Origin of the sequence: Pseudomonas sp. CFBP 8758 (assembly GCF_014841725.1) — a bacterium.
GTDB lineage: Bacteria > Pseudomonadota > Gammaproteobacteria > Pseudomonadales > Pseudomonadaceae > Aquipseudomonas > Aquipseudomonas baltica.
The window spans coordinates 448,435-466,872 of the sequence record NZ_JACYUK010000004.1; the positions used below are offsets into that span (position 1 = coordinate 448,435).

Genomic DNA, 18,438 nt, shown 5'->3' on the forward strand with positions numbered 1-18,438 from the left:
ACACACAAGGATTGGTTCGATGACCCCCTCTATCGGTTTTATCGGCGCAGGCAACATGGGCCGCCCATTCGTTCGCGCATTGCTCGACAACGGCTTCACAGTGACCGTCCACGACCATGACCCCGGTTGCGAGCGCTGGGTACGCAGCCAAGGTGCGCACTGGGCAGCGACCCCCGCCGCTGCGGCCGAAGGCGCCGCCGTGCTGATCACCTGCCTGCCGCTGCCCAAGCACGTACGCGAAACGATGCTCGGTCACGGCGGCGCCCTGGCTGCCCTGGGCAGTGGCGCGGTATGGATCGACACCTCGACCACCGACTACCACAACACGCTGGATATCGCCCGACTGGCCGGGCAGCGCGGGGTCATGAGCCTGGAAGCACCGGTCAGCAACCTCTCGCACATGGGCGTGGACTTCAACAACGTCTGCTTCTATGTCGGCGGCGAGCAAGCGGCGTGCGACATCGCGCGCCCGGTGCTGGACGCGATGGGCCAACACACGCTTCACGTCGGCGCCATTGGTCACGGCCAGTCGGTCAAGCTACTGACCAACCTGTTGTTCTACGGCGCCACGCTGGCGTGGGGCGAGCTGTTGCTGGTGGCACAGAACCAGGGCCTGGACCTGCGCTGGCTGTGGAACGTGGCGAAGGACTCGCGAGCCGATTGCTTCGTCGTCGACCAGGTCACACCGATGCTCCTCGACGGCAGCTATGACCACTCCTGCACCCTGGAGATCACCGTCAAGGACATGGCCCTGACCGTGGCCCTGGCCGACGAACTCGATGTCGAGCTGCGGCTGGGTCGCTGGATCGAGACGCGCTATCGCCAGGCCGGCAAACGTTATCCGGCCCATGCCAACCACCTCAAGGTGGTGGCGCTGATGGAAACGGAAAACCAGCGCCGCCTGCTGATCGACGGTTTCACCGCGCCCTCCCCCTATGGCGCCGACCGCACCTATCGCCATCCCGGCACCTTTGTCATCGACGCGCGCGGGCGGCACAAGCCCAGCTTGCCGGAACGCTTTCGCTACCCGCTCAGCCATCCCGCCTGCGGTCGCTACGCCCAGTGCCTGCTGGAGGTCATGGCCTGGATCAACCACAACCTCCGGCAGGAGGCATTGCAACTGGGGCGCGCCATGGGCCTGGAGCCGTCGCTGCTCGAGCAGGTGGTCAGCCGCAGTTGCGGCGCCAGCTGGGTGGATGATCACCGCGACCACTACAGGCCGAACCTTGCGCTGCTGCGTGACCTCCCCGAACTGATGGGCTCGCTGCACCTGCCCATGCTGCATCAGCTGAACCTCGCCACCGTCGTCGACCCCGTGAGGCATGCATCATGAAGATCACCCGCCTGCGTATCTACCAGGTCGACCTGCCGCTGGACAAACCCTACGCGCTGTCCGGCGGGCGCCTGCACTACAGCGCGCTGGACAGCACCATCGTGGTGATCGAAACCGACCAGGGGCTGTTCGGAATCGGCGAAAGCTGCCCGTGGGGCGCCTCGTACCTGCCGGCGTTCGCCCTCGGCGTGCGTGCCGGGCTGGCCGAACTGGCACCTCACCTGCTGGGCTGCAACCCGCTCAACCTGAATGCGATCAACCAGGTCATGGACCAGGCACTGCCTGGCCACCCCTACGTCAAGACAGCGATCGACATGGCCTGCTGGGACATTCTCGGGCGCCACAGCAACCTGCCGGTACACGCCCTGCTGGGGGGGCGCCTGAACGCCGAGCTGACCCTGCAGAGCAGCATCCCCACCGCCACGCCCCGGCAAATGGTCGCCGACATGCACCTGGCGCATGCCGAAGGCTATCGGACCCATTCATGCAAGGTCGGATCGGGCGTGGTGGCGGATCTGGCGCGAATCCAGAGCCTGCTCGCCGAGCGCATGAACGGCGATCAGCTGACCTTCGACGCCAATCGTGCCTGGCTGCCGGCACAGGCGGTGGCCGTGATGAACGCCGTCAGGGAGTGCGATGTGCATTTCGAGCAGCCCTGCGAAACCCTGGAACAGTGCCAGCATGTCCGCAGCCTGACGCGGCAGCCGCTGATCCTGGACGAGTGCATTCACGGCGCTGGCGACCTGTACCGCGCCAGCGCCGCGAATACGGCCCAGGCCATCGGCCTGAAGATCGCCCGTGTCGGCGGGCTAACCAAGGCTCGGCAGCTGCGCGACTACTGCATCCAGCAGGGTATCCAGCTGAACATCGAAGACGTCGGCGGCAGCCAGATCGCCGACACCGCGGCCATGCACCTGGCCCTGGCCACCCCCAATCAATACCTGCGCGCCAGCTGGAATGCCTGCCGCCATCACAGCATCGTCACGGCCCTGGGCGGCGTCCACGTGAGCCGCGGCATCGCCCGCCTGGACGACACGCCGGGGCTTGGGCTGACCCTGTGCCCGAACGCACTGGGCGAGGCGGTGGCCATTCATGAATGACTCATTGCCAAGGCCTGCAACCATGCCCCTGGACAGCGGTGACTTCCACCCCGATGCAGGACGCTCGCACAACCTGCCGGGCGCTTTCTACTTCGACCCGAATCACTACGGGCAGGAACTGCAGCAGATTTTCTACCGCACCTGGCAGTACGCCTGTCATGTCTCCAGGCTGGCCGTGGAAGGTGCCTATCTGGTGTGCGAGATCGGCGAGCAAAGCGTGCTGGTGCTGCACGGCCAGGACGGCCAGCTCAGGGCGTTCCACAACGTTTGCCAGCACCGTGCGCATCGCCTGCTCGAAGGCTGCGGACAGCTGCGTGGCGCGATCACCTGCCCCTACCATGCATGGCGCTACGATCACGCCGGCAGATTGCAGAGCGCGAGGCACAGTTGTGACGTGGCAGGCTTCGAACCCGCCCGCGCGCACCTCGCCGGCGTGCGCCTGGAAGTGATGTGTGGCCTGGTCTTCGTCAATCTGGACGCGCACGCCCCACCCCTGGCCAGCCAGCTCGCCGGGCTCGAAGCGCAACTGCGCAGTTTCGCGCCCGCGCCCGAGTCGCTGCACCACAGCTACAGCCATACCTATGCGCTGCGGGCGAACTGGAAGGTCTCGGTGGAAAACTATTCGGAGTGCTATCACTGTCCCGGCTGCCACCCCAGTCTGTCGCACCAGACCCTGGATCTGAGCAGCTACCGGATCGACATCCACCCGGGCTTCCACGCCCACCTGAGCAACGATCAGGGTGCACGGCAAGGCTACGCAACCAACCCTGACGCACCCCGCAGCGGCGAATTCGGTGCCTGGTACGTCTGGCCGAACCTGTGCATCGAGGTCTATCCGGGCGGCTACATGAACCTGTTGCACCACGTGCCAACGGGCGCGCAGCGCTGTGAGCAGCGTGTGCAGTGGTTCACCCAGAGCCCACACCCCGACCCTCTGGAACAGGCAGTGATCGATTTCGTGGCGGTGGTGCGTGAAGAGGACCTGCCCTTGTGCGAAAGTGTCCAGAAAGGTCTGCACAGCCACGGCTACAGCGGTGGCCGGTTGGTGGTGGACACGGCTCGCAGCGGTTTCAGCGAACATGCCGTGCATGATATTCAGAAGCGGGTGCTGGAAGCACTCGCCGGCCATGGAGCACGCGATGGATAGCCCTTCTTCCGACATCTCCCGACCACCAACCTGGCGGCGCCTGGGCACCCGGCCCACGGTCTTGTGGCTGACGGGCCTGCCCGCTGCCGGCAAGACCACCATCGCCAAGGCTACCCAGGCGGCACTTGCCGCCCTCGGCTATCACTGCCTGGTGCTCGATGGCGACGAACTGCGCCGCGGACTCTGCCGGGACCTGGGCCTGAGCGACGACGACCGGCTGGAACACGTGCGCCGCACCGCCGAGGTCGCACGCCTGCTGTGTGCCGACGGCAGCCTGGTGCTGGTTGCGCTGATTTCACCGCGTATTGCGCACCGGGCCCTGGCGCGGCAGATCGTCGGCGACGAAGCCTTCGTCGAGGTCTTCGTCGATACACCGCTGGCGCTCGCCGAGGCACGCGATCCCAAGGGGCTGTATCGGCAGGCGCGCGCCGGCGCGCTGAACGGTTTCACCGGGATCGATGCCACCTACGAAGCGCCGTCGGCGCCCCACCTCAGGCTAGCCACCGCCAGCATGAGTTGCGCATGCTCGGTGCAGGCCCTGCTCGACTGCCTGCAGCAACGCGCCGCCATAGACTGAAGATCAGGCCAGTACGGGCCGAGGATCGAGCAACAGCTCCTGCAGCCATTGCACCAGCAGTCGGGCTGCCGGCGACAGCGGGTTGGCATGCCACTTGTAGACCCCCAACGCGTCGCCCATGGACCACTGCTTGTCGAACAGGCGCACCAGCCTGCCGTCGGCCAGCATCTGGCGCGTGGTCATTCCCCAGCCCAGGGCCACACCGTGACCTTCCAGGGCTGCCTGCATCATGACCGGGAAACTGTTGAAGCCCATGCCTTGGCTGCCAACGCGAAACGATGCACCGACGCTTTCCAGCCATTGATCCCAGATCACGAAGTCCTGCGCACGGGGTTCGTAATGCAACAGTCGGCACTTGGGCAGATTGTCCAGGCTCAGCCACGGGGCGATGCTCTTGAAGTAGTCGGGGCTGCAGACAGGGAACACTTCATCGGGCGCGCTGAACAACAGCACGTGATCGGCACTGGCCCGGCCCATGGTCTGCACCGCCACGTCGAAACGCTCGCGCTCCTCGCCTATGGCCGCCAGCGTGGAATGCAGCTTGAGCTCGATGTGCGGATGTTTCTGATGAAAGCCGGCCAGCGCCGGCATGAACAGGTAGAACGCTTCCACCAACTGCGACGACAGCACCACGGTGCCGGTCGACGACTGCTGCTGACGCAGCTTTTCGGTTTGCCGAGCGATATCGAACAAGGCGGCTGCGACCGTCTGGCGAAAGCTTTCGCCCGCCTCGGTGAGAAAAACCCCGCGGCTTTTTCGATCGAACAACTGCACGCCCAGGTTCTCTTCGAGGGAGCGAATCTGTCGGCTGATCGCCGTTTGGGTAAGGTGCAGTTCCTCTGCTGCGCGAGAAAAACTCTGCAGCCGGGCAGCAGCTTCGAAGGGAATCAGACTTGATAAAGGCGGCAGTTTGCGCCGGAGGTTTTCCATAACCTGAAGTTGCCCTGTCCTGCGAAATGGTCGTTTCAAACGATGTCACCTTTTGACGCATCATGCAAAGACTGACCGCCGGGGGTTCACCGCATGGAACAGCGACCGCACCTCCACGACACACGCTCGAGCGTGGCACTGATCATCGCGTCGGTGTTCCTGGTGTCTGCTTCCGATGCGCTGATCAAGCTGGGCAGCGCCGACTTCACGGTATGGCAGCTGTACGTGGTGCGTTCTTCGATCGCCATTGTCCTGCTGCTGCTGTGGCTGGGCGCTTCGCGAAGTGCCAGCGTGTGGCGCAACCTGGCCTGCGATCGCTGGATACTCATGCGCAGCACCGCCTTGACCCTGATGTGGATCGCCTTCTACGCGGCGCTGCCGCACATGAGCCTGAGCCTGGCCGCTCTGGCGCTCTACACCGCGCCGCTGTTCATTGCGCTGCTGTCGGCGCTGGTGCTGCGCGAAAAGGTGAGCCCCAGCCGCTGGCTGGCCATCGCCCTGGGTTTCGTCGGTGTGCTGATCATTCTGCGCCCGACGGCTGCGGACTTTTCCGGCATGACCCTGCTGCCGGTGCTGGCCGCCCTGCTCTATGCCGTGGCCGCCGTACTGACCCGCGCCCGCTGCGGCGATCACTCGGCGCTGGCACTGGCGCTCAACCTGAACCTGTGCCTGTGCCTGGTCGGCGCGACGATGCTGCTGGGCCACCAACTGTTCAGTTCGCCCCATCCGCCACTGCCCAGCGACTTTTTGGCTCTGCACTGGGTGGTTCTGGGGCCTGTGCAGTGGTTATTGATGGGCGTGCTCTCGGTCCTCATGGTGCTGATGAGCGCCGGCGTGGCGAGGGCCTATCAGATCGGTCCGAGCGCGGTGGTGGGCGCCTTCGATTACAGTTATCTGCTGTTCGCGATGTTCTGGGGTTTTGTTCTTTTCAAGGAAGTCCCCGATGCAGGCATGGCCCTGGGCATGGGCCTGATTGCCGCATCCGGGGTCTGGGTACTGCGCAGTTGACCAAGGAGCTGGACATGTTGATGCGACCGCTGCGAGTGATCATCTGGGCCGTGTCCAGAAGCCGCTCTACCGCACTCGAACGCTGCGTGATGGAACACCCCGCCGTGCACGTGCTGCACGAGCGGCTGAGTGAACCCTTCCTGATGCAGCACTGGCCCCACAAGTACCGCAGCGTGCTCGACACTCGCCGCAAGACCGGCAACCGGGAGCCTGTCCCGACCTACGGCCAGACCCTGGAGGCACTCGCCCACGGCCCGCTGCCTGCGGGCAAGTCGGTGTTGCTGAGCAAGGAAATCGCCTGGTTCTGCGACTTCGCCCAGATCGACGACGGCTGGCTGCAGCAGTTCAAGCACGTCTTCCTGGTGCGCGAGCCACTGGCGGTCATGCGCTCGCTGTATCGCGTCGGCACGCAGGGCGAAAATACCTGGTTCGATCCCGACGAGTCAGGGTTCGAGGAGCTGCTGGCGCTGTATTGGCGCGTGCAGCGGGCGTGCCCGGCCCAGAGTCTGCTGGCCCTGGAAAGCGATCACGACTTGATGCAAGACGGCCCGGGCGGCTTGAGCACCCTGTGCGACTTCATGGGCATACCCTTCAACGCGGCCATGCTGCAATGGCAAGCGCGAGAAGTGCCCGCCTGGCAGTTTTTCAAGGGCTGGCACGAAGAGGCACAGCGCTCGACCGGTTTCGCCGCAGTGCACCATCCCGACCAGCCCTACCCTGCGGTGGTCGACGAATGCGCAGTCGGTGCGCAACCCACCTGGCGCTTCTTCGCCCTGCTGGCTGGTCGACATCGGCCGGGCAGTCCAGCGGGCCTGCTGCGCAGCCTGCATCGCGCGCCGTCGGCGCAGCTGGATATCGTCCTGTTGCACCGTGGCGAGGAAGATCTCAGCCATCTGCTCTGGAGCATTGCCCAGTTCCCCGAAGTGAACTGCCACGCCCTCGACACGTTGGCACTCATGTTCACGGACGCAGGGAAACTGCCCGAGCTGCATGACCTGGTCGGCCAGCCATTGCTGCTCGCCTGCAGCGAAGCAGACGCTGCCGGTCAGCAGCAGTTGCTCGACCGGCTGGCGGCCCAGGCGTGCGTGATCGGCCTGCTGACCGAAACCGGCTTCCATCTGCTCGATGCCCAGGGCCGGACCGGGCCTTCGCCATTGCCCGCGCCCCAAGCCTGCACGCTGCACCTGCAGCGCTTGCGCGAGCGCAGCCTCGATGACTGGGCGACGTTCAACCATTACAACCAAAGCGCGGCAGCCGTTCCCGATTGGCTGGCCACGTTCAGCGCCGTCGTGGCTGCCGACCCGGATCACATTGCCGTCAGCGATGGACGCGACAGCCTGACCCTGCAGCAGTTGCACGACCGCGCCCAGCAGTTGGCCAGGGTTCTGCAAGCCCGCCTGGCGCCCGATGCATGGGCGGTGCTGTTCAAGCGCAAGAACATTCACACCGCCGTTGCCATGACAGCCTGCGCCCTGGCCGGCCGCCCGTATCTCGAGGTACCTGCCTGGTACAGCGCTGACCATTGCCAGCAGTTGCTGGAGCGCCTGGGCGAGTGCCTGGTGCTGTGCGACACCGACAGCGCACGGCAACTACCGGCGGCACAACCCCATGTGCTGGAAAGCCAGTTTGCCCGCCAGGCGCCTGCGGATTGCCCGCAGTGGGCGCGCACGCGTTCGTCGATCGCCTACGGTCTGTTGACCTCGGGCACCAGCGGCCCGGCCAAGGTGGCACTGATGCCAGCGCCGGCCATGCTCGACTCCCTGAGCCTGTGGCAGAGCTACCTGCAACCGGGGCAGCGCATAGGCCTGAATGCCTGGCTCACCGGCTACCTGTATTACCCGCTGCTCAGCCGATGCACCACGGTGGTCATTGCCGATGAGGTGGTGCTGGATCCGCTGCGCCTGATGCACTTCATCGCCGACAACCACTTGCAGCAGATCATGATCACCCCCTCGTTGTTGCAGGGGCTGGTCCGCGAAGAGATTCGCTTCGTGGCCTGCTGTACCGGGCTGCGGGTACTCTGGAGCAGCGGCGAGAACCTGTCGGCGGCCCTGCGCTCACGGGTGCAGGCGCTGCTGCCCGACTGTTGCCTGATCGACCTGTACGGTTCCAACGAAGCCGGCGACGTTGCGCTCAAGCACGAAGACGGCACCTTGCAGTTGATCAAGGGCGTGGAGGCACGCGTGCTCGACCGGCAAGGCCAGACCGTGCCCCGTGGCGCCGCGGGCCACCTGCACCTGCGCACGCCGGGGCTGTTGCGCGGCTACCTCGGCCAGCCGTGCGGCGTGCCGCTACCCAACGGCGGGCTGTTCGACACAGGGGACCGTGTGGTCTGGCTGGGTAACGGCCGCCTGCGGTTGCTCGGGCGCGACAGTGCCCACCTCAAGATACGTGGCTACAAGGTGCATCCGGAACACGTCGAACAAGTCTTGAACGGCCACCCACTGGTAGTCCAGAGCCACATCGGCAGCCGGCACGAAGGCGCCGCTCGCCAGTTGCTGGCCTACGTCGTCCCCGCAAGCCCGGAGCATCTGCCCACGGCCACCGCCCTGCGCGCCTGGGCCAGCCTGCACCTGCCGTTCTTTGCCGTGCCCAGCGCCTACTACGCCGTGGCCAGTCTGGGTGCGGGTCACAATCAGAAGCGCGGGGCGCTGAGTGAGGCGCACTTGAGCCAGGCCGTGCCACTGCCCGAGGATCAGGTTTCGCTGACCGCCACCCAGGCCCAGGTTTCCACGGTGTGGCAGGCCGTGTTGGGCAACGATATCCCCGCATTGCACCCGGACGATGATTTCTTCGACCGCGGCGGTAGCCTGCAACTGAGCGAACTGCTGCTCGAACTCAACCACAGCTTCGACGTGCAGCTTTCCCTGGCCGCGCTGCTCGAAGACACCCGCCTGCAAGGCATGGCACTGGCCATCGACCGCACTCGGGCCGGGCTGCCCGCCGCAGCGATCCTGCGCGAAGTCGCCGTGGAGGCGGCGCGCTACGTCTTCATTCCCGGACCGCAGCGCGGGGAAGACATTCTCCACGCCTATCGGACCAAACCAGGCAAGCGCATCCTGCTGACCGGCGCCACGGGCTTTTTCGGCGCCTTCCTGCTCGCCACCCTGGCCCGCCAGCCCGAGGTCGAGCAGGTCATTTGCCTGGTGCGCGCCCAGAACCTGAGTGACGCGCGTCGGCGCTGCCTGGGCAACCTGCAGCGTCATGGCCTGGTTCCGCCCGGCGTGCCCCTGGACTGGCTCGGCAAGCTGCAGATGGCATGCGCCGACCTGGCGACCGAACATTTGGGCCTGTCGCCCGTCGCCTACCAGCGCCTCACGCAGACCGCGGATTGCGTGGTGCATGCCGGGGCCGAGGTCAATTGGGTCAAGCCTTACGCCAACCTGGTGCGGTGCAATGTCGAAGGCACCGCCCAAGTCGTCCAACTGGCCCTCAACGGTTCGATGCCGCTGCTCATGGTCTCGACCCTGGCCGCAGGCGGCAGCGCGCGTACAGGCTACGAGGAAAGCAAGCATGTGGCTGAAGCCCTGGCGCTGAACGCCGCACGCGAACATGGCCTGCCGGTCATCATCGCCCGCTGTGGTGACCTGGCCGCGCCGCTGGAGGTCGAGCGCAGTACCATCAACGATAACGACTACGTGTGCCTGCTGTTGGGCGCATGCATGCTGCTGGGATGCTGGCCGGCCGACCTGGAAGGGGGTGTCAATCTGACGCCTGTCGACGTTGCCGCACAGATCATGGCAAACCTGACGCTCCAGGCGCCCGCCGGCAGTCTGGGCCGGGCCTCGAACCTGTGTCATCCACACGGCGCCCTGTCCTGGCAGATCCTGTGCGGATGGGTCGCCGACAACCTCGCAGCCGGCAGCTTCGCGCCGCTGCCCCTGGAGCGCTGGCGGCTGCGCCTGGACAACGACTCCCGTCAGCACCCGATCATTGCCAAGACCCGCCTGATTCTGCCGATGATTCTCGACGACCTGACCGCCCCATCGCCGCGCAACGATTTCGAGTTTCCCGCCACCTCGCCGATTCGCCTCAGCCCACAGTGGGCCGCCCAACTGACTCGGCAATTGCTGCAGACCCTCGGGCAGGCCAGTCGATGAATGGGCGAATGGTCACCGCCTGGGCGGCAGCGCAACGCCAGCGTGAACTGATGACGCTCAGCTACCGCAGTCCGCCGTTGAGGCCGATGGATGTGGAGATTCAGATCACTCATTGCGGTCTGTGCAGCAGCGATCTGCACCTGATAGATGGCCACTGGGGCGATGCCAGTGTCTACCCCCAGGTGTGCGGGCATGAAGTGATCGGCCGCGTCAGCGCCGTGGGTGAAAACGTAGCCGGGGTGCGCGTGGGCCAACGCGTCGGCGTCGGCTGGTACCGCAGCGCCTGCCTGGGCTGTGAATTCTGTCTGCGTGGCGAGGAGCAGCACTGCCCCTGCCTGATCGCTACCTGCACTCACGGAGAGCACGGCGGGCTGGCCGACTACCTGTACTGCGACAGCCGTTTCGTGTTCCCCATCCCCGACGAGCTGAGCAGCGAACACGCCGCGCCCCTGCTGTGCGCCGGCGTCACAGTGCACACGGCGCTCAAGCGCGCCACCTGGCCCGGCATGGCCGTCGGCATCGTCGGCATTGGTGGCCTGGGCCATCTTGCCATCCAGTTCGCAGCCAAGCGCGGCTGCCGGGTCACCGCCCTCTCGAGCAGCCCGCACAAGCAGCGCGATGCCCTGACCCTGGGCGCCAACCGTTTCATCGACCTGAGCAAACCGGTGGAGTGCAATCAGGTCCGCAATGCCCTGGACTACATTCTGGTGACCAGCGCGGTCGCGTGCGACTGGTCAACCATCGTCGACATGCTCCGCCCCTTCGGCGTGCTGTGTTTTGCCGGCATGCCACCGCCGGTGACGTTCGATATCGCGTCCATGATGTACAAGACCCTGAGCATCACCACCGCCAATGTCGGCGGGCGCCAGGACATTCTGGACACGCTGGACTTCGCGGCAGCGCGCCAGGTACTGCCGTGGGTACAGTCGTGGCCGCTGGAAGATGTCAACCACGCCATACTGCAGTTGCGAAAAGGGCGGGTCCACTATCGAGCCGTGATGCACGTCGGCGAAGAGCGGGTCCAGGGCCTGTAGACGCGGCGCTCCATTTGCCCCGCAGCCGCCCGTCTGCTAACGTCGCCCGGTTTCAATCCTTCTCGCCGAGACCGCTGCCATGGCCCGCAAAAAAGCATCCCTGGATTTCGAACAATCCCTGGCCGACCTGCAGACGCTGGTCGAACGCCTGGAGAACGGCGAGCTGTCGCTGGAAGACTCGCTGAGCGCTTTCGAGAACGGCATCCGCCTTACCCGTGACTGCCAGAGCGCGCTGGCCCAGGCCGAGCAGAAAGTGCAGGTCCTGCTGGAAAAGGACGGCGAGCTCACCGAAGAGCCCTTCGATACGGAACAGCCTGAATGATCGCCGCCTACCAGGCTCTCTGCCAACAGCGCGTGGACGGCGCCCTGCAAGACCTGTTCGTGCCGCCCTCGGCCGAGCTGACCCGGTTGTACCAGGCCATGCGCTACAGCGTCATGAACGGCGGCAAGCGGGTTCGTCCGCTGCTCGCCTACGCCGCCTGCGAGGCATTGGGCGCCGATGCTACCCAAGCCAATGGCGCCGCCTGTGCGGTGGAGCTGATCCACGCCTACTCGCTGGTGCACGACGACCTTCCGGCCATGGACGACGACGACCTGCGCCGTGGCCAGCCCACCACGCACAAGGCGTTCGACGAAGCCTGCGCGATCCTGGCCGGTGATGGCCTGCAAAGCCTGGCCTTCACCGCGCTGCTCGACCCAACCCTGAGCCCGCAAAGCGATGCCATACGACTGAGCATGGTCCAGGTGCTGGCCCAGGCTGCTGGCCCGGCGGGAATGGTCGGTGGCCAGGCCATCGACCTGGGCTCGGTGGGCCTGCAGTTGAACCAGCAGGCGCTCGAATTCATGCACCGGCACAAGACCGGCGCCCTGATCGAGGCGAGCGTACGCCTCGGCGCGCTGGCCAGCGCGCGGGCGCAGCCGTCGCAGCTCGAGTGCCTGCAGACTTACGCGCAGGCGGTTGGGTTGGCTTTCCAGGTGCAGGACGACATCCTCGACGTCGAAAGCGATACCGCCACCCTGGGCAAGCGCCAGGGTGCCGATATCGCCTTGAACAAACCGACCTACCCGGCGCTGCTCGGGCTCGATGCGGCCAAGGCCTATGCGCTGGATCTGCGCGATCAGGCGTTGCATGCATTGCGTCCGTTCGACGCCGCTGCCGAGCCGTTGCGCGAACTGGCGCGCTACATTGTGGCGCGACGCAACTGACGAGCGCGTGCGCACCCGACGCCGCATCAGGTAAACTGATCCATTCCTAGAACTCATAACGATTCGCCTGATGCCCACGACGTTTCAAGAGATCCCCCGCGAACGCCCGGCGACGCCTCTGCTCGACCGTGCTGACACTCCTGCCGGCCTGCGCCGTCTGGGCGAAGCCGAGCTCGAAACACTGGCAGACGAACTGCGCCAGGAGCTGCTCTATACGGTCGGCCAGACCGGCGGGCATTTCGGTGCCGGCCTGGGCGTCATAGAGCTGACCATCGCCCTGCACTACGTTTTCGACACGCCCGACGATCGTCTGGTGTGGGACGTCGGCCACCAGGCCTACCCTCACAAGATCCTCACCGGCCGCCGCGAGCGCATGGCCAGCCTGCGCCAGAAGGACGGCATCGCCGCCTTTCCGCGGCGCAGCGAAAGCGAATACGACACCTTCGGCGTCGGCCACTCCAGCACGTCCATCAGTGCCGCATTGGGCATGGCCATCGGCGCGCGCCTGCAGAACAGCGGGCGCAAGGCCATTGCCGTGATCGGCGATGGCGCGCTGACCGCAGGCATGGCCTTCGAAGCGCTGAACCACGCGCCTGAAGTCAATGCCGACATGCTGGTGATCCTCAACGACAACGACATGTCGATTTCGCGCAACGTCGGTGGGTTGTCCAATTACCTGGCCAAGATTCTCTCCAGCCGTACCTACACCAGCATGCGCGAGGGCAGCAAGAAGGTGCTATCGCGCCTGCCCGGTGCCTGGGAAATCGCCCGCCGCACCGAGGAATACGCCAAGGGCATGCTGGTTCCCGGCACCCTGTTCGAAGAGCTGGGCTGGAACTACATCGGGCCGATCGACGGCCATGACCTGCCAACCCTGGTGGCCACCCTGCGCAACATGCGCGACCTCAAGGGGCCGCAGTTCCTGCACGTCGTCACCAAGAAGGGCAAGGGCTTCGCCCCGGCCGAAGTCGACCCGATCGGCTACCACGCCATCACCAAGCTCGACCCGCTCGACGCTCCGGTCGTGGCTCCAGCCAAGGCCAGCGGGCCGAAGTACTCGGGCGTGTTCGGGCAGTGGCTGTGCGACATGGCGGAAGCCGACCAACGCCTGGTCGGTATCACCCCGGCCATGAAGGAAGGCTCGGACCTGGTCGCTTTCAGCGAACGCTTCCCCGAGCGTTACTTCGACGTCGCCATTGCCGAACAGCATGCGGTGACCCTGGCGGCCGGCATGGCCTGCGAAGGCGCCAAGCCGGTGGTGGCTATTTATTCGACATTCCTGCAGCGCGGCTACGATCAGCTGATCCACGACGTGGCGGTGCAGAACCTCGACGTCCTGTTCGCCATCGACCGGGCAGGCCTGGTCGGCGAAGACGGTCCGACCCATGCCGGCAGCTACGACCTGTCGTACCTGCGCTGTATCCCCGGCATGCTGGTGATGACGCCCAGCGACGAAAACGAGCTGCGCCTGATGCTCAGCACCGGCCACCACTACTCAGGGCCGGCGGCCGTACGCTATCCACGCGGCAATGGCCCGGGCGCAGTGATCGGCGACGGCCTGGACAGCATCGAGATCGGCAAGGGCGTGGTGCGTCGCAAGGGTCGTGGCATCGCCATTCTGGTGTTCGGTGTGCAGCTGACCGAGGCGCTGACAGTCGCGCAAAAGCTCGACGCCACCGTTGCCGACATGCGCTTCGTCAAGCCACTGGACGAGCAACTGGTCCGTGAGCTGGCCGACAGCCACGATCTGCTGGTCACGCTCGAAGAGAATGCCATCATGGGTGGCGCAGGTTCAGCGGTCAGTGAATTCCTGGCCCGCGAAGGCGTGCTCAAGCCCGTGTTGCACCTCGGCTTGCCGGATGCCTATGTTGAACACGCGAAGCCTGCGCAGATGCTGGCCGAATGTGGCCTGGATGCGGTGGGTATCGAAGCGGCCATTACCCTGCGCCAGCGCCTGCTGCAACGCTGACGTCACTTCGCTGCAGGGCTCACACCGTCAGCCCTGCAGCGCGCTACACCCCTTCACTACCCTTGCGGATCGTGCCGACCACTTCCCCCTGATGCTCGCTGCCCATCATATGGCCAAGCTTGCCGGCCTTGGTGGCCAGGTAGTATTTGTTGTGTGGGTTGTGCCCGGTGTGCAGCGGTACCCGCTCGGCCACGCTGATGCCCATGTCGGTCAACGCCTTGACCTTGCGCGGATTGTTGGTCATCAAGCGCAAGGCCTTGACCCCCAAGTGCTCGAGCATCGGTTCGCACATGCCGTAGTCGCGCTGGTCGGCAGCGAAGCCCAGGCGCTCGTTGGCCTCGACCGTATCGGCACCGCCGTCCTGCAATTCATAGGCACGGATCTTGTTCAGCAAGCCAATACCCCGGCCTTCCTGGCGCAGGTACAGCAAGACACCGCGCCCTTCCCGGGCAATGGCCTGCAATGCGGCCTCGAGTTGCGAGCCGCAGTCGCAGCGCTGGCTGAACAGCGCGTCCCCGGTCAGACATTCCGAATGCAGGCGCCCCAGTACGGGCGCGCCGTCAGCCACATCGCCCAGGCTGAGCACGACATGCTCGCGGCCCGTGGCCTCATCGAGAAAACCATGCATGGTGAACAAAGCGAAAGGCGTGGGAAGCTGAGAAGCAGCGACAAAAACGACGGGCACCGGGTGCTCCTGATTCTTGATGAACTTGACAAGGGCAGTATTGTAACAGCAGCTCTGCGCACCTGCTCAGTGGATGATCGTCGCGCCTGTGCCGCGGCTCGATCAAGGGGCTGGCAACGCGGGGTCGAACGGATAGGGTTGGCCCCAGCGCTGGTAGATCCCGCGCAGCTGCCCGGTCTTGACCAACTGTTCCATGCGCTGATCGTAGACGGCAAGCAATGCCCGGCCACGCGCACTGTCGCTGAAGCCCAGGTACAGCGGCAACTCGGCCACGTGCACGCGCTTGAAACGCTCGGGCTCGGCGGCCTGGCGCAGGATCACTTCGATTTCGGTCAGGGCATCGACGTAATAGTCGGCACGATCGTGTTCGAGCATGGACAAGATGCCGGTGCGGCGCTGGACCTCATTGTAGGTTCGCACGTTAGGCAGGTATTTCTGGAATTGGTAGCCGCGTACCCAGGCCAGTCGATAGCCGCCCAGGCTGGCGAAATCGACCTGAGGCTTGTCGGCCAGGCTCAAGGCGAAGATATGATCGGTGTCGTAATGCCAGCGCGGGTACAGGGCATGTGCCTCGTTCTGGTAAGAACCGACCCAGGCATCGGCCTGACCCTGCTGTACCAGCCCGACCGACCGAATGTAGGGCTCGCTGCGTGTGACCACGGCGATGCCTGCCGGCTGGAAGACCTCGCGCAGCACGTCCCAGGCCAGGCCACTGCCGTCAGCGTTGGTGTAGTCTTCCCAGGCTTCGCTGACCAGATCGATGCGCGTCGGCGGCAGCGATACCTCTGCACTGGCTGCCCAGCACACCAACAGCATCGCCGCTCCCAGCAACCCTCGCCACCCAGCCATCCGTTGCGCCCTCAAAGCCGGCCTGCACGCCGATTCACACGAAGCTCCAGCCCCACACCAGCAGCTGCATGGCCAACCAGGCAAAGACCCCGGCCAGCACATCATCGAACATGATACCCACACCGCCATGCACGTGGCGATCTATCCAGCGAATCGGCCATGGCTTGAGAATGTCGAAGAAGCGGAACACCAGAAACCCCACCAACAGCCAGACCCAACCTTCGGGCACCAGCCACAGGGTGATCCACATGCCGACCATCTCGTCCCAGACGATGCCTTCGTGATCGTGCACGCGCAGGTCGTCGGCGACCTTGCCGCACAGCCAGATGCCGAACAGCATGCTTACGCCCAGCATCAGCCAGTAGCCCCAGTCGGGCAACATCTGCCACAACGGAATGAACGGCACGGCGACCATCGATCCCCAGGTGCCCGGCGCCTTGGGCAAGGTTCCGGAGCCAAAACCGAAGGCCAGGAAATGCCATGGATTACGCCACACCGAAGGGGGCACGAACTCCGCTGGAACCTGGTTGGGATGGTCTGTCACGGTGTCTCCGCAAAATGTTGGTAGCCCCGAATGGTCGGGGTGATGTCCTGGCCGTGACGGTCGACCAGCGTGACGCCTTCGCCAACACTCGCTTGGCCGATGACGAAAAACACCGCGCCCTGAGCGCGCAGGGTGGTTTCTTCTTCAGGAGGCAGGGTGAAAGCCAGTACATAGTCGTCCCCCCCGCTCAGCGCCGCTGACCAGGCCTGTTCCAGGCCGAGCAGCGACTGCAGGGCATTGGACACCGGCAGTCGCTCGCGTTCCACCCGCAAGGCGACTTTCGACGCCCTGGCAATGTGGCCGCAGTCGGCCAACAAGCCGTCGGAGATATCCAGCGCCGCGCTGGCCCTGCCCCGCAAGGCCTGGCCCAGCGCGAATTGCGGCAGCGGTGACCAGTAGTGAGCCAGCAAGGGCCCGGCCACCGCAGGCTCGGCATGTCGCTGGCCAAGCACCAGCGGCAGCGCGCCCGCAGCGTCGCCCAGCCTGCCGCCGACACACAGCAGATCACCCGGCCGGGCACCGCTACGCGTCAGCGCCAAGCCATGGGGCAGACGGCCGAACACAGTCAGGGTCAGGCTCAACGGGCCGCGCGTGGTATCACCCCCGACCAAGCGCAGGCCGCAGCGCTCGGCCATGGCATCCAGACCGGTTGCGAACCCTTGCAGCCACTGCGCCGAAAAGCTGGGCAGGGTCAGGGCCAGGGTGAATCCCAGAGGGCTGGCCCCCATGGCAGCCAGGTCGCTGGCCGCGACGGCCAGGGCGCGCTGGCCCAGCAGGAGGGGGTCGGCACCCTGGGGAAAATGCACGCCGGCAACCAGGGTGTCGGTGGAAACCGCCATCTGCTCGCCCGGCGCCAGCGCCAGCAGGGCACAATCGTCGCCGATGCCCAAGGCCACACCATCGCCCGCCCGCGCACAGGACGCGGCGGCGAAATAGTGTCGGATCAGCTCGAATTCGCCCATGGGCTGCATGTCCGCGATCAGCGCTTGTGCGCTGCCACTTCCGGGCCACGCAAGCTCGGCGCCAGCTTGTCGAGCACGCCGTTGACGAACTTGTGGCCGTCGGTGGAACCGAACACCTTGGCCAGCTCGATGCCTTCGTTGATCACCACACGGTAAGGCACGTCGACCCGCTTGAGCAGTTCCCAGGTGGACAAGCGCAGCACGGCCAACTCGACCGGATCGAGCTCGTCGATGGTGATGTCCAGGCACGGCGCCAGGGCGCTGTCGATTTCATCGCGGCTGGCCGGCACACCGTGCAGGATTTCGCGGAAATAGGCGCCGTCGACGTCACCGAAATCGTTGTCGACGCGGAACTGCGCTTCGATCTCGTTCAGCGAATGCTTGGCCATGTGCCATTGGTACAGGGCCTGGGTTGCCAATTGACGCGCCTCGCGGCGCTTGGCGCTGCGTGAGGGCTTGCCGGCGTCCGCAGGCTTGGGATCGCGTGGATTGAAGCGATCGCTTTCGTCGTTGATCACTTGGCCTCCAACTGCGCCAGCAGGCTGACCATTTCCAGGGCAGAAAGCGCAGCTTCCGCACCCTTGTTGCCAGCCTTGGTGCCGGAGCGCTCGATGGCTTGCTCGATGGTGTCCACGGTCAGTACGCCGAAGGCGACCGGCACACCGAACTCCATCGACACCTGGGACAGACCCTTGGTGCATTCGCCGGCAACGTATTCGAAGTGCGGCGTGCCGCCTCGAATCACCGCGCCCAGCGCGATGATCGCGGCGTATTCGCTTTGCTGCGCAACCTTCTGCGCGACCAGCGGGATCTCGAACGCACCCGGGGCGCGAATCAGGGTGATGTCGCTTTCGCTGACGCCGTGGCGAACCAGGGCATCGACGGCGCCGCTCACCAGGCTTTCGACGACGAAGCTGTTGAAGCGGCCAACCACCAGGGCGTAGCGGCCTTTGGGGGCGATGAAGTTACCTTCGATGGTCTTCAGGGTCATTCG

Annotated in this window: 17 protein-coding genes; 10 read left to right on the forward strand and 7 right to left on the reverse strand. The window is 65.3% G+C overall.

Translation table 11 applies throughout. The features are described 5' to 3' along the window. Window positions 1–19: 19 nt before the first annotated feature. The 4 genes from IFT75_RS11485 to cysC are packed head-to-tail and all read left to right on the forward strand — an operon-like array spanning window position 20 to window position 4,157. Complete coding sequence (locus tag IFT75_RS11485) at window positions 20–1,333, forward strand: NAD(P)-dependent oxidoreductase (protein ID WP_192054859.1); 1,314 nt, start codon at window positions 20–22, stop codon at window positions 1,331–1,333. Further along, on the forward strand, window positions 1,330–2,433 hold the full coding sequence (locus tag IFT75_RS11490; protein WP_192054861.1) for a mandelate racemase/muconate lactonizing enzyme family protein: 1,104 nt from the start codon (window positions 1,330–1,332) through the stop codon (window positions 2,431–2,433). The genes IFT75_RS11485 and IFT75_RS11490 overlap by 4 nt, the downstream gene beginning before the upstream one ends. Then, window positions 2,426–3,580, forward strand: a complete 1,155-nt coding sequence (locus tag IFT75_RS11495) for an aromatic ring-hydroxylating oxygenase subunit alpha (protein ID WP_192054863.1) — start codon at window positions 2,426–2,428, stop codon at window positions 3,578–3,580. Before IFT75_RS11490 ends, IFT75_RS11495 begins: the two co-directional genes overlap by 8 nt. Next, window positions 3,573–4,157: an adenylyl-sulfate kinase gene (gene cysC, locus IFT75_RS11500; RefSeq protein WP_244652140.1), complete on the forward strand. Its 585-nt coding sequence runs from the start codon at window positions 3,573–3,575 to the stop codon at window positions 4,155–4,157. Before IFT75_RS11495 ends, cysC begins: the two co-directional genes overlap by 8 nt. 3 nt (window positions 4,158–4,160) lie before the next feature. Here the strand turns inward: cysC and IFT75_RS11505 are convergent, their stop codons facing one another. Beyond that, window positions 4,161–5,087 carry a LysR substrate-binding domain-containing protein gene (locus tag IFT75_RS11505; protein WP_163007393.1) on the reverse strand — a complete coding sequence of 309 codons (927 nt, stop codon included), beginning with the start codon at window positions 5,085–5,087 and terminating at the stop codon, window positions 4,161–4,163. Between the two features lie 93 nt (window positions 5,088–5,180). On the opposite strand from IFT75_RS11505, the gene IFT75_RS11510 reads away from it, so the two are divergent. From IFT75_RS11510 to dxs, 6 genes are all read left to right on the forward strand, one after another. After that, on the forward strand, window positions 5,181–6,095 hold the full coding sequence (locus IFT75_RS11510) for a DMT family transporter (protein WP_192054866.1): 915 nt from the start codon (window positions 5,181–5,183) through the stop codon (window positions 6,093–6,095). Window positions 6,096–6,109: 14 nt separating this feature from the next. Beyond that, window positions 6,110–10,195, forward strand: coding sequence for an SDR family oxidoreductase (locus tag IFT75_RS11515; RefSeq protein ID WP_192054868.1), 4,086 nt, complete (start codon window positions 6,110–6,112; stop codon window positions 10,193–10,195). A gap of 8 nt (window positions 10,196–10,203) precedes the next feature. Continuing rightward, the gene (locus IFT75_RS11520; RefSeq protein ID WP_192054870.1) at window positions 10,204–11,229 is read left to right on the forward strand and encodes an NAD(P)-dependent alcohol dehydrogenase; all 1,026 of its coding nucleotides are present in this window, start codon (window positions 10,204–10,206) and stop codon (window positions 11,227–11,229) included. 79 nt (window positions 11,230–11,308) lie between these two features. After that, window positions 11,309–11,551, forward strand: coding sequence for an exodeoxyribonuclease VII small subunit (locus IFT75_RS11525; protein WP_090360636.1), 243 nt, complete (start codon window positions 11,309–11,311; stop codon window positions 11,549–11,551). Beyond that, on the forward strand, window positions 11,548–12,435 hold the full coding sequence (ispA, locus tag IFT75_RS11530) for a (2E,6E)-farnesyl diphosphate synthase (protein WP_122475592.1): 888 nt from the start codon (window positions 11,548–11,550) through the stop codon (window positions 12,433–12,435). The genes IFT75_RS11525 and ispA overlap by 4 nt, the downstream gene beginning before the upstream one ends. Before the next feature lie 70 nt (window positions 12,436–12,505). After that, window positions 12,506–14,404 carry a 1-deoxy-D-xylulose-5-phosphate synthase gene (gene dxs, locus IFT75_RS11535; RefSeq protein ID WP_192054871.1) on the forward strand — a complete coding sequence of 633 codons (1,899 nt, stop codon included), beginning with the start codon at window positions 12,506–12,508 and terminating at the stop codon, window positions 14,402–14,404. Window positions 14,405–14,447: 43 nt separating this feature from the next. Here the strand turns inward: dxs and ribA are convergent, their stop codons facing one another. The 6 genes from ribA to ribH all read right to left on the reverse strand — a co-directional run bounded on the left by ribA (window position 14,448) and on the right by ribH (window position 18,435). Continuing rightward, on the reverse strand, window positions 14,448–15,089 hold the full coding sequence (gene ribA, locus IFT75_RS11540; RefSeq protein ID WP_122475596.1) for a GTP cyclohydrolase II: 642 nt from the start codon (window positions 15,087–15,089) through the stop codon (window positions 14,448–14,450). A 102-nt stretch (window positions 15,090–15,191) separates the two neighbouring features. Then, the gene (locus IFT75_RS11545; protein ID WP_192054873.1) at window positions 15,192–15,938 is read right to left on the reverse strand and encodes a substrate-binding periplasmic protein; all 747 of its coding nucleotides are present in this window, start codon (window positions 15,936–15,938) and stop codon (window positions 15,192–15,194) included. A 34-nt stretch (window positions 15,939–15,972) separates the two neighbouring features. Beyond that, window positions 15,973–16,482, reverse strand: coding sequence for a phosphatidylglycerophosphatase A family protein (locus IFT75_RS11550; protein WP_049860803.1), 510 nt, complete (start codon window positions 16,480–16,482; stop codon window positions 15,973–15,975). Next, the gene (gene thiL, locus IFT75_RS11555; RefSeq protein WP_192054890.1) at window positions 16,479–17,444 is read right to left on the reverse strand and encodes a thiamine-phosphate kinase; all 966 of its coding nucleotides are present in this window, start codon (window positions 17,442–17,444) and stop codon (window positions 16,479–16,481) included. Before thiL ends, IFT75_RS11550 begins: the two co-directional genes overlap by 4 nt. Before the next feature lie 17 nt (window positions 17,445–17,461). Then, on the reverse strand, window positions 17,462–17,962 hold the full coding sequence (nusB, locus tag IFT75_RS11560) for a transcription antitermination factor NusB (protein WP_122475600.1): 501 nt from the start codon (window positions 17,960–17,962) through the stop codon (window positions 17,462–17,464). Beyond that, window positions 17,959–18,435 carry a 6,7-dimethyl-8-ribityllumazine synthase gene (gene ribH / locus IFT75_RS11565; RefSeq protein ID WP_122475602.1) on the reverse strand — a complete coding sequence of 159 codons (477 nt, stop codon included), beginning with the start codon at window positions 18,433–18,435 and terminating at the stop codon, window positions 17,959–17,961. Before ribH ends, nusB begins: the two co-directional genes overlap by 4 nt. Window positions 18,436–18,438 lie beyond the last annotated feature (3 nt).

Bases quoted from the DNA above. Each gene is read 5' to 3' on its own strand.
- IFT75_RS11485 (WP_192054859.1), top strand. From the start codon at position 20: ATGACCCCCTCTATCGGTTTTATCGGCGCAGGCAACATGGGCCGCCCA.
- IFT75_RS11490 (WP_192054861.1), top strand. From the start codon at position 1,330: ATGAAGATCACCCGCCTGCGTATCTACCAGGTCGACCTGCCGCTGGAC.
- IFT75_RS11495 (WP_192054863.1), top strand. From the start codon at position 2,426: ATGAATGACTCATTGCCAAGGCCTGCAACCATGCCCCTGGACAGCGGT.
- cysC (WP_244652140.1), top strand. From the start codon at position 3,573: ATGGATAGCCCTTCTTCCGACATCTCCCGACCACCAACCTGGCGGCGC.
- IFT75_RS11505 (WP_163007393.1), bottom strand. From the start codon at position 5,087: ATGGAAAACCTCCGGCGCAAACTGCCGCCTTTATCAAGTCTGATTCCC.
- IFT75_RS11510 (WP_192054866.1), top strand. From the start codon at position 5,181: ATGGAACAGCGACCGCACCTCCACGACACACGCTCGAGCGTGGCACTG.
- IFT75_RS11515 (WP_192054868.1), top strand. From the start codon at position 6,110: ATGTTGATGCGACCGCTGCGAGTGATCATCTGGGCCGTGTCCAGAAGC.
- IFT75_RS11520 (WP_192054870.1), top strand. From the start codon at position 10,204: ATGGTCACCGCCTGGGCGGCAGCGCAACGCCAGCGTGAACTGATGACG.
- IFT75_RS11525 (WP_090360636.1), top strand. From the start codon at position 11,309: ATGGCCCGCAAAAAAGCATCCCTGGATTTCGAACAATCCCTGGCCGAC.
- ispA (WP_122475592.1), top strand. From the start codon at position 11,548: ATGATCGCCGCCTACCAGGCTCTCTGCCAACAGCGCGTGGACGGCGCC.
- dxs (WP_192054871.1), top strand. From the start codon at position 12,506: ATGCCCACGACGTTTCAAGAGATCCCCCGCGAACGCCCGGCGACGCCT.
- IFT75_RS11545 (WP_192054873.1), bottom strand. From the start codon at position 15,938: ATGGCTGGGTGGCGAGGGTTGCTGGGAGCGGCGATGCTGTTGGTGTGC.
- thiL (WP_192054890.1), bottom strand. From the start codon at position 17,444: ATGGGCGAATTCGAGCTGATCCGACACTATTTCGCCGCCGCGTCCTGT.
- ribH (WP_122475602.1), bottom strand. From the start codon at position 18,435: ATGACCCTGAAGACCATCGAAGGTAACTTCATCGCCCCCAAAGGCCGC.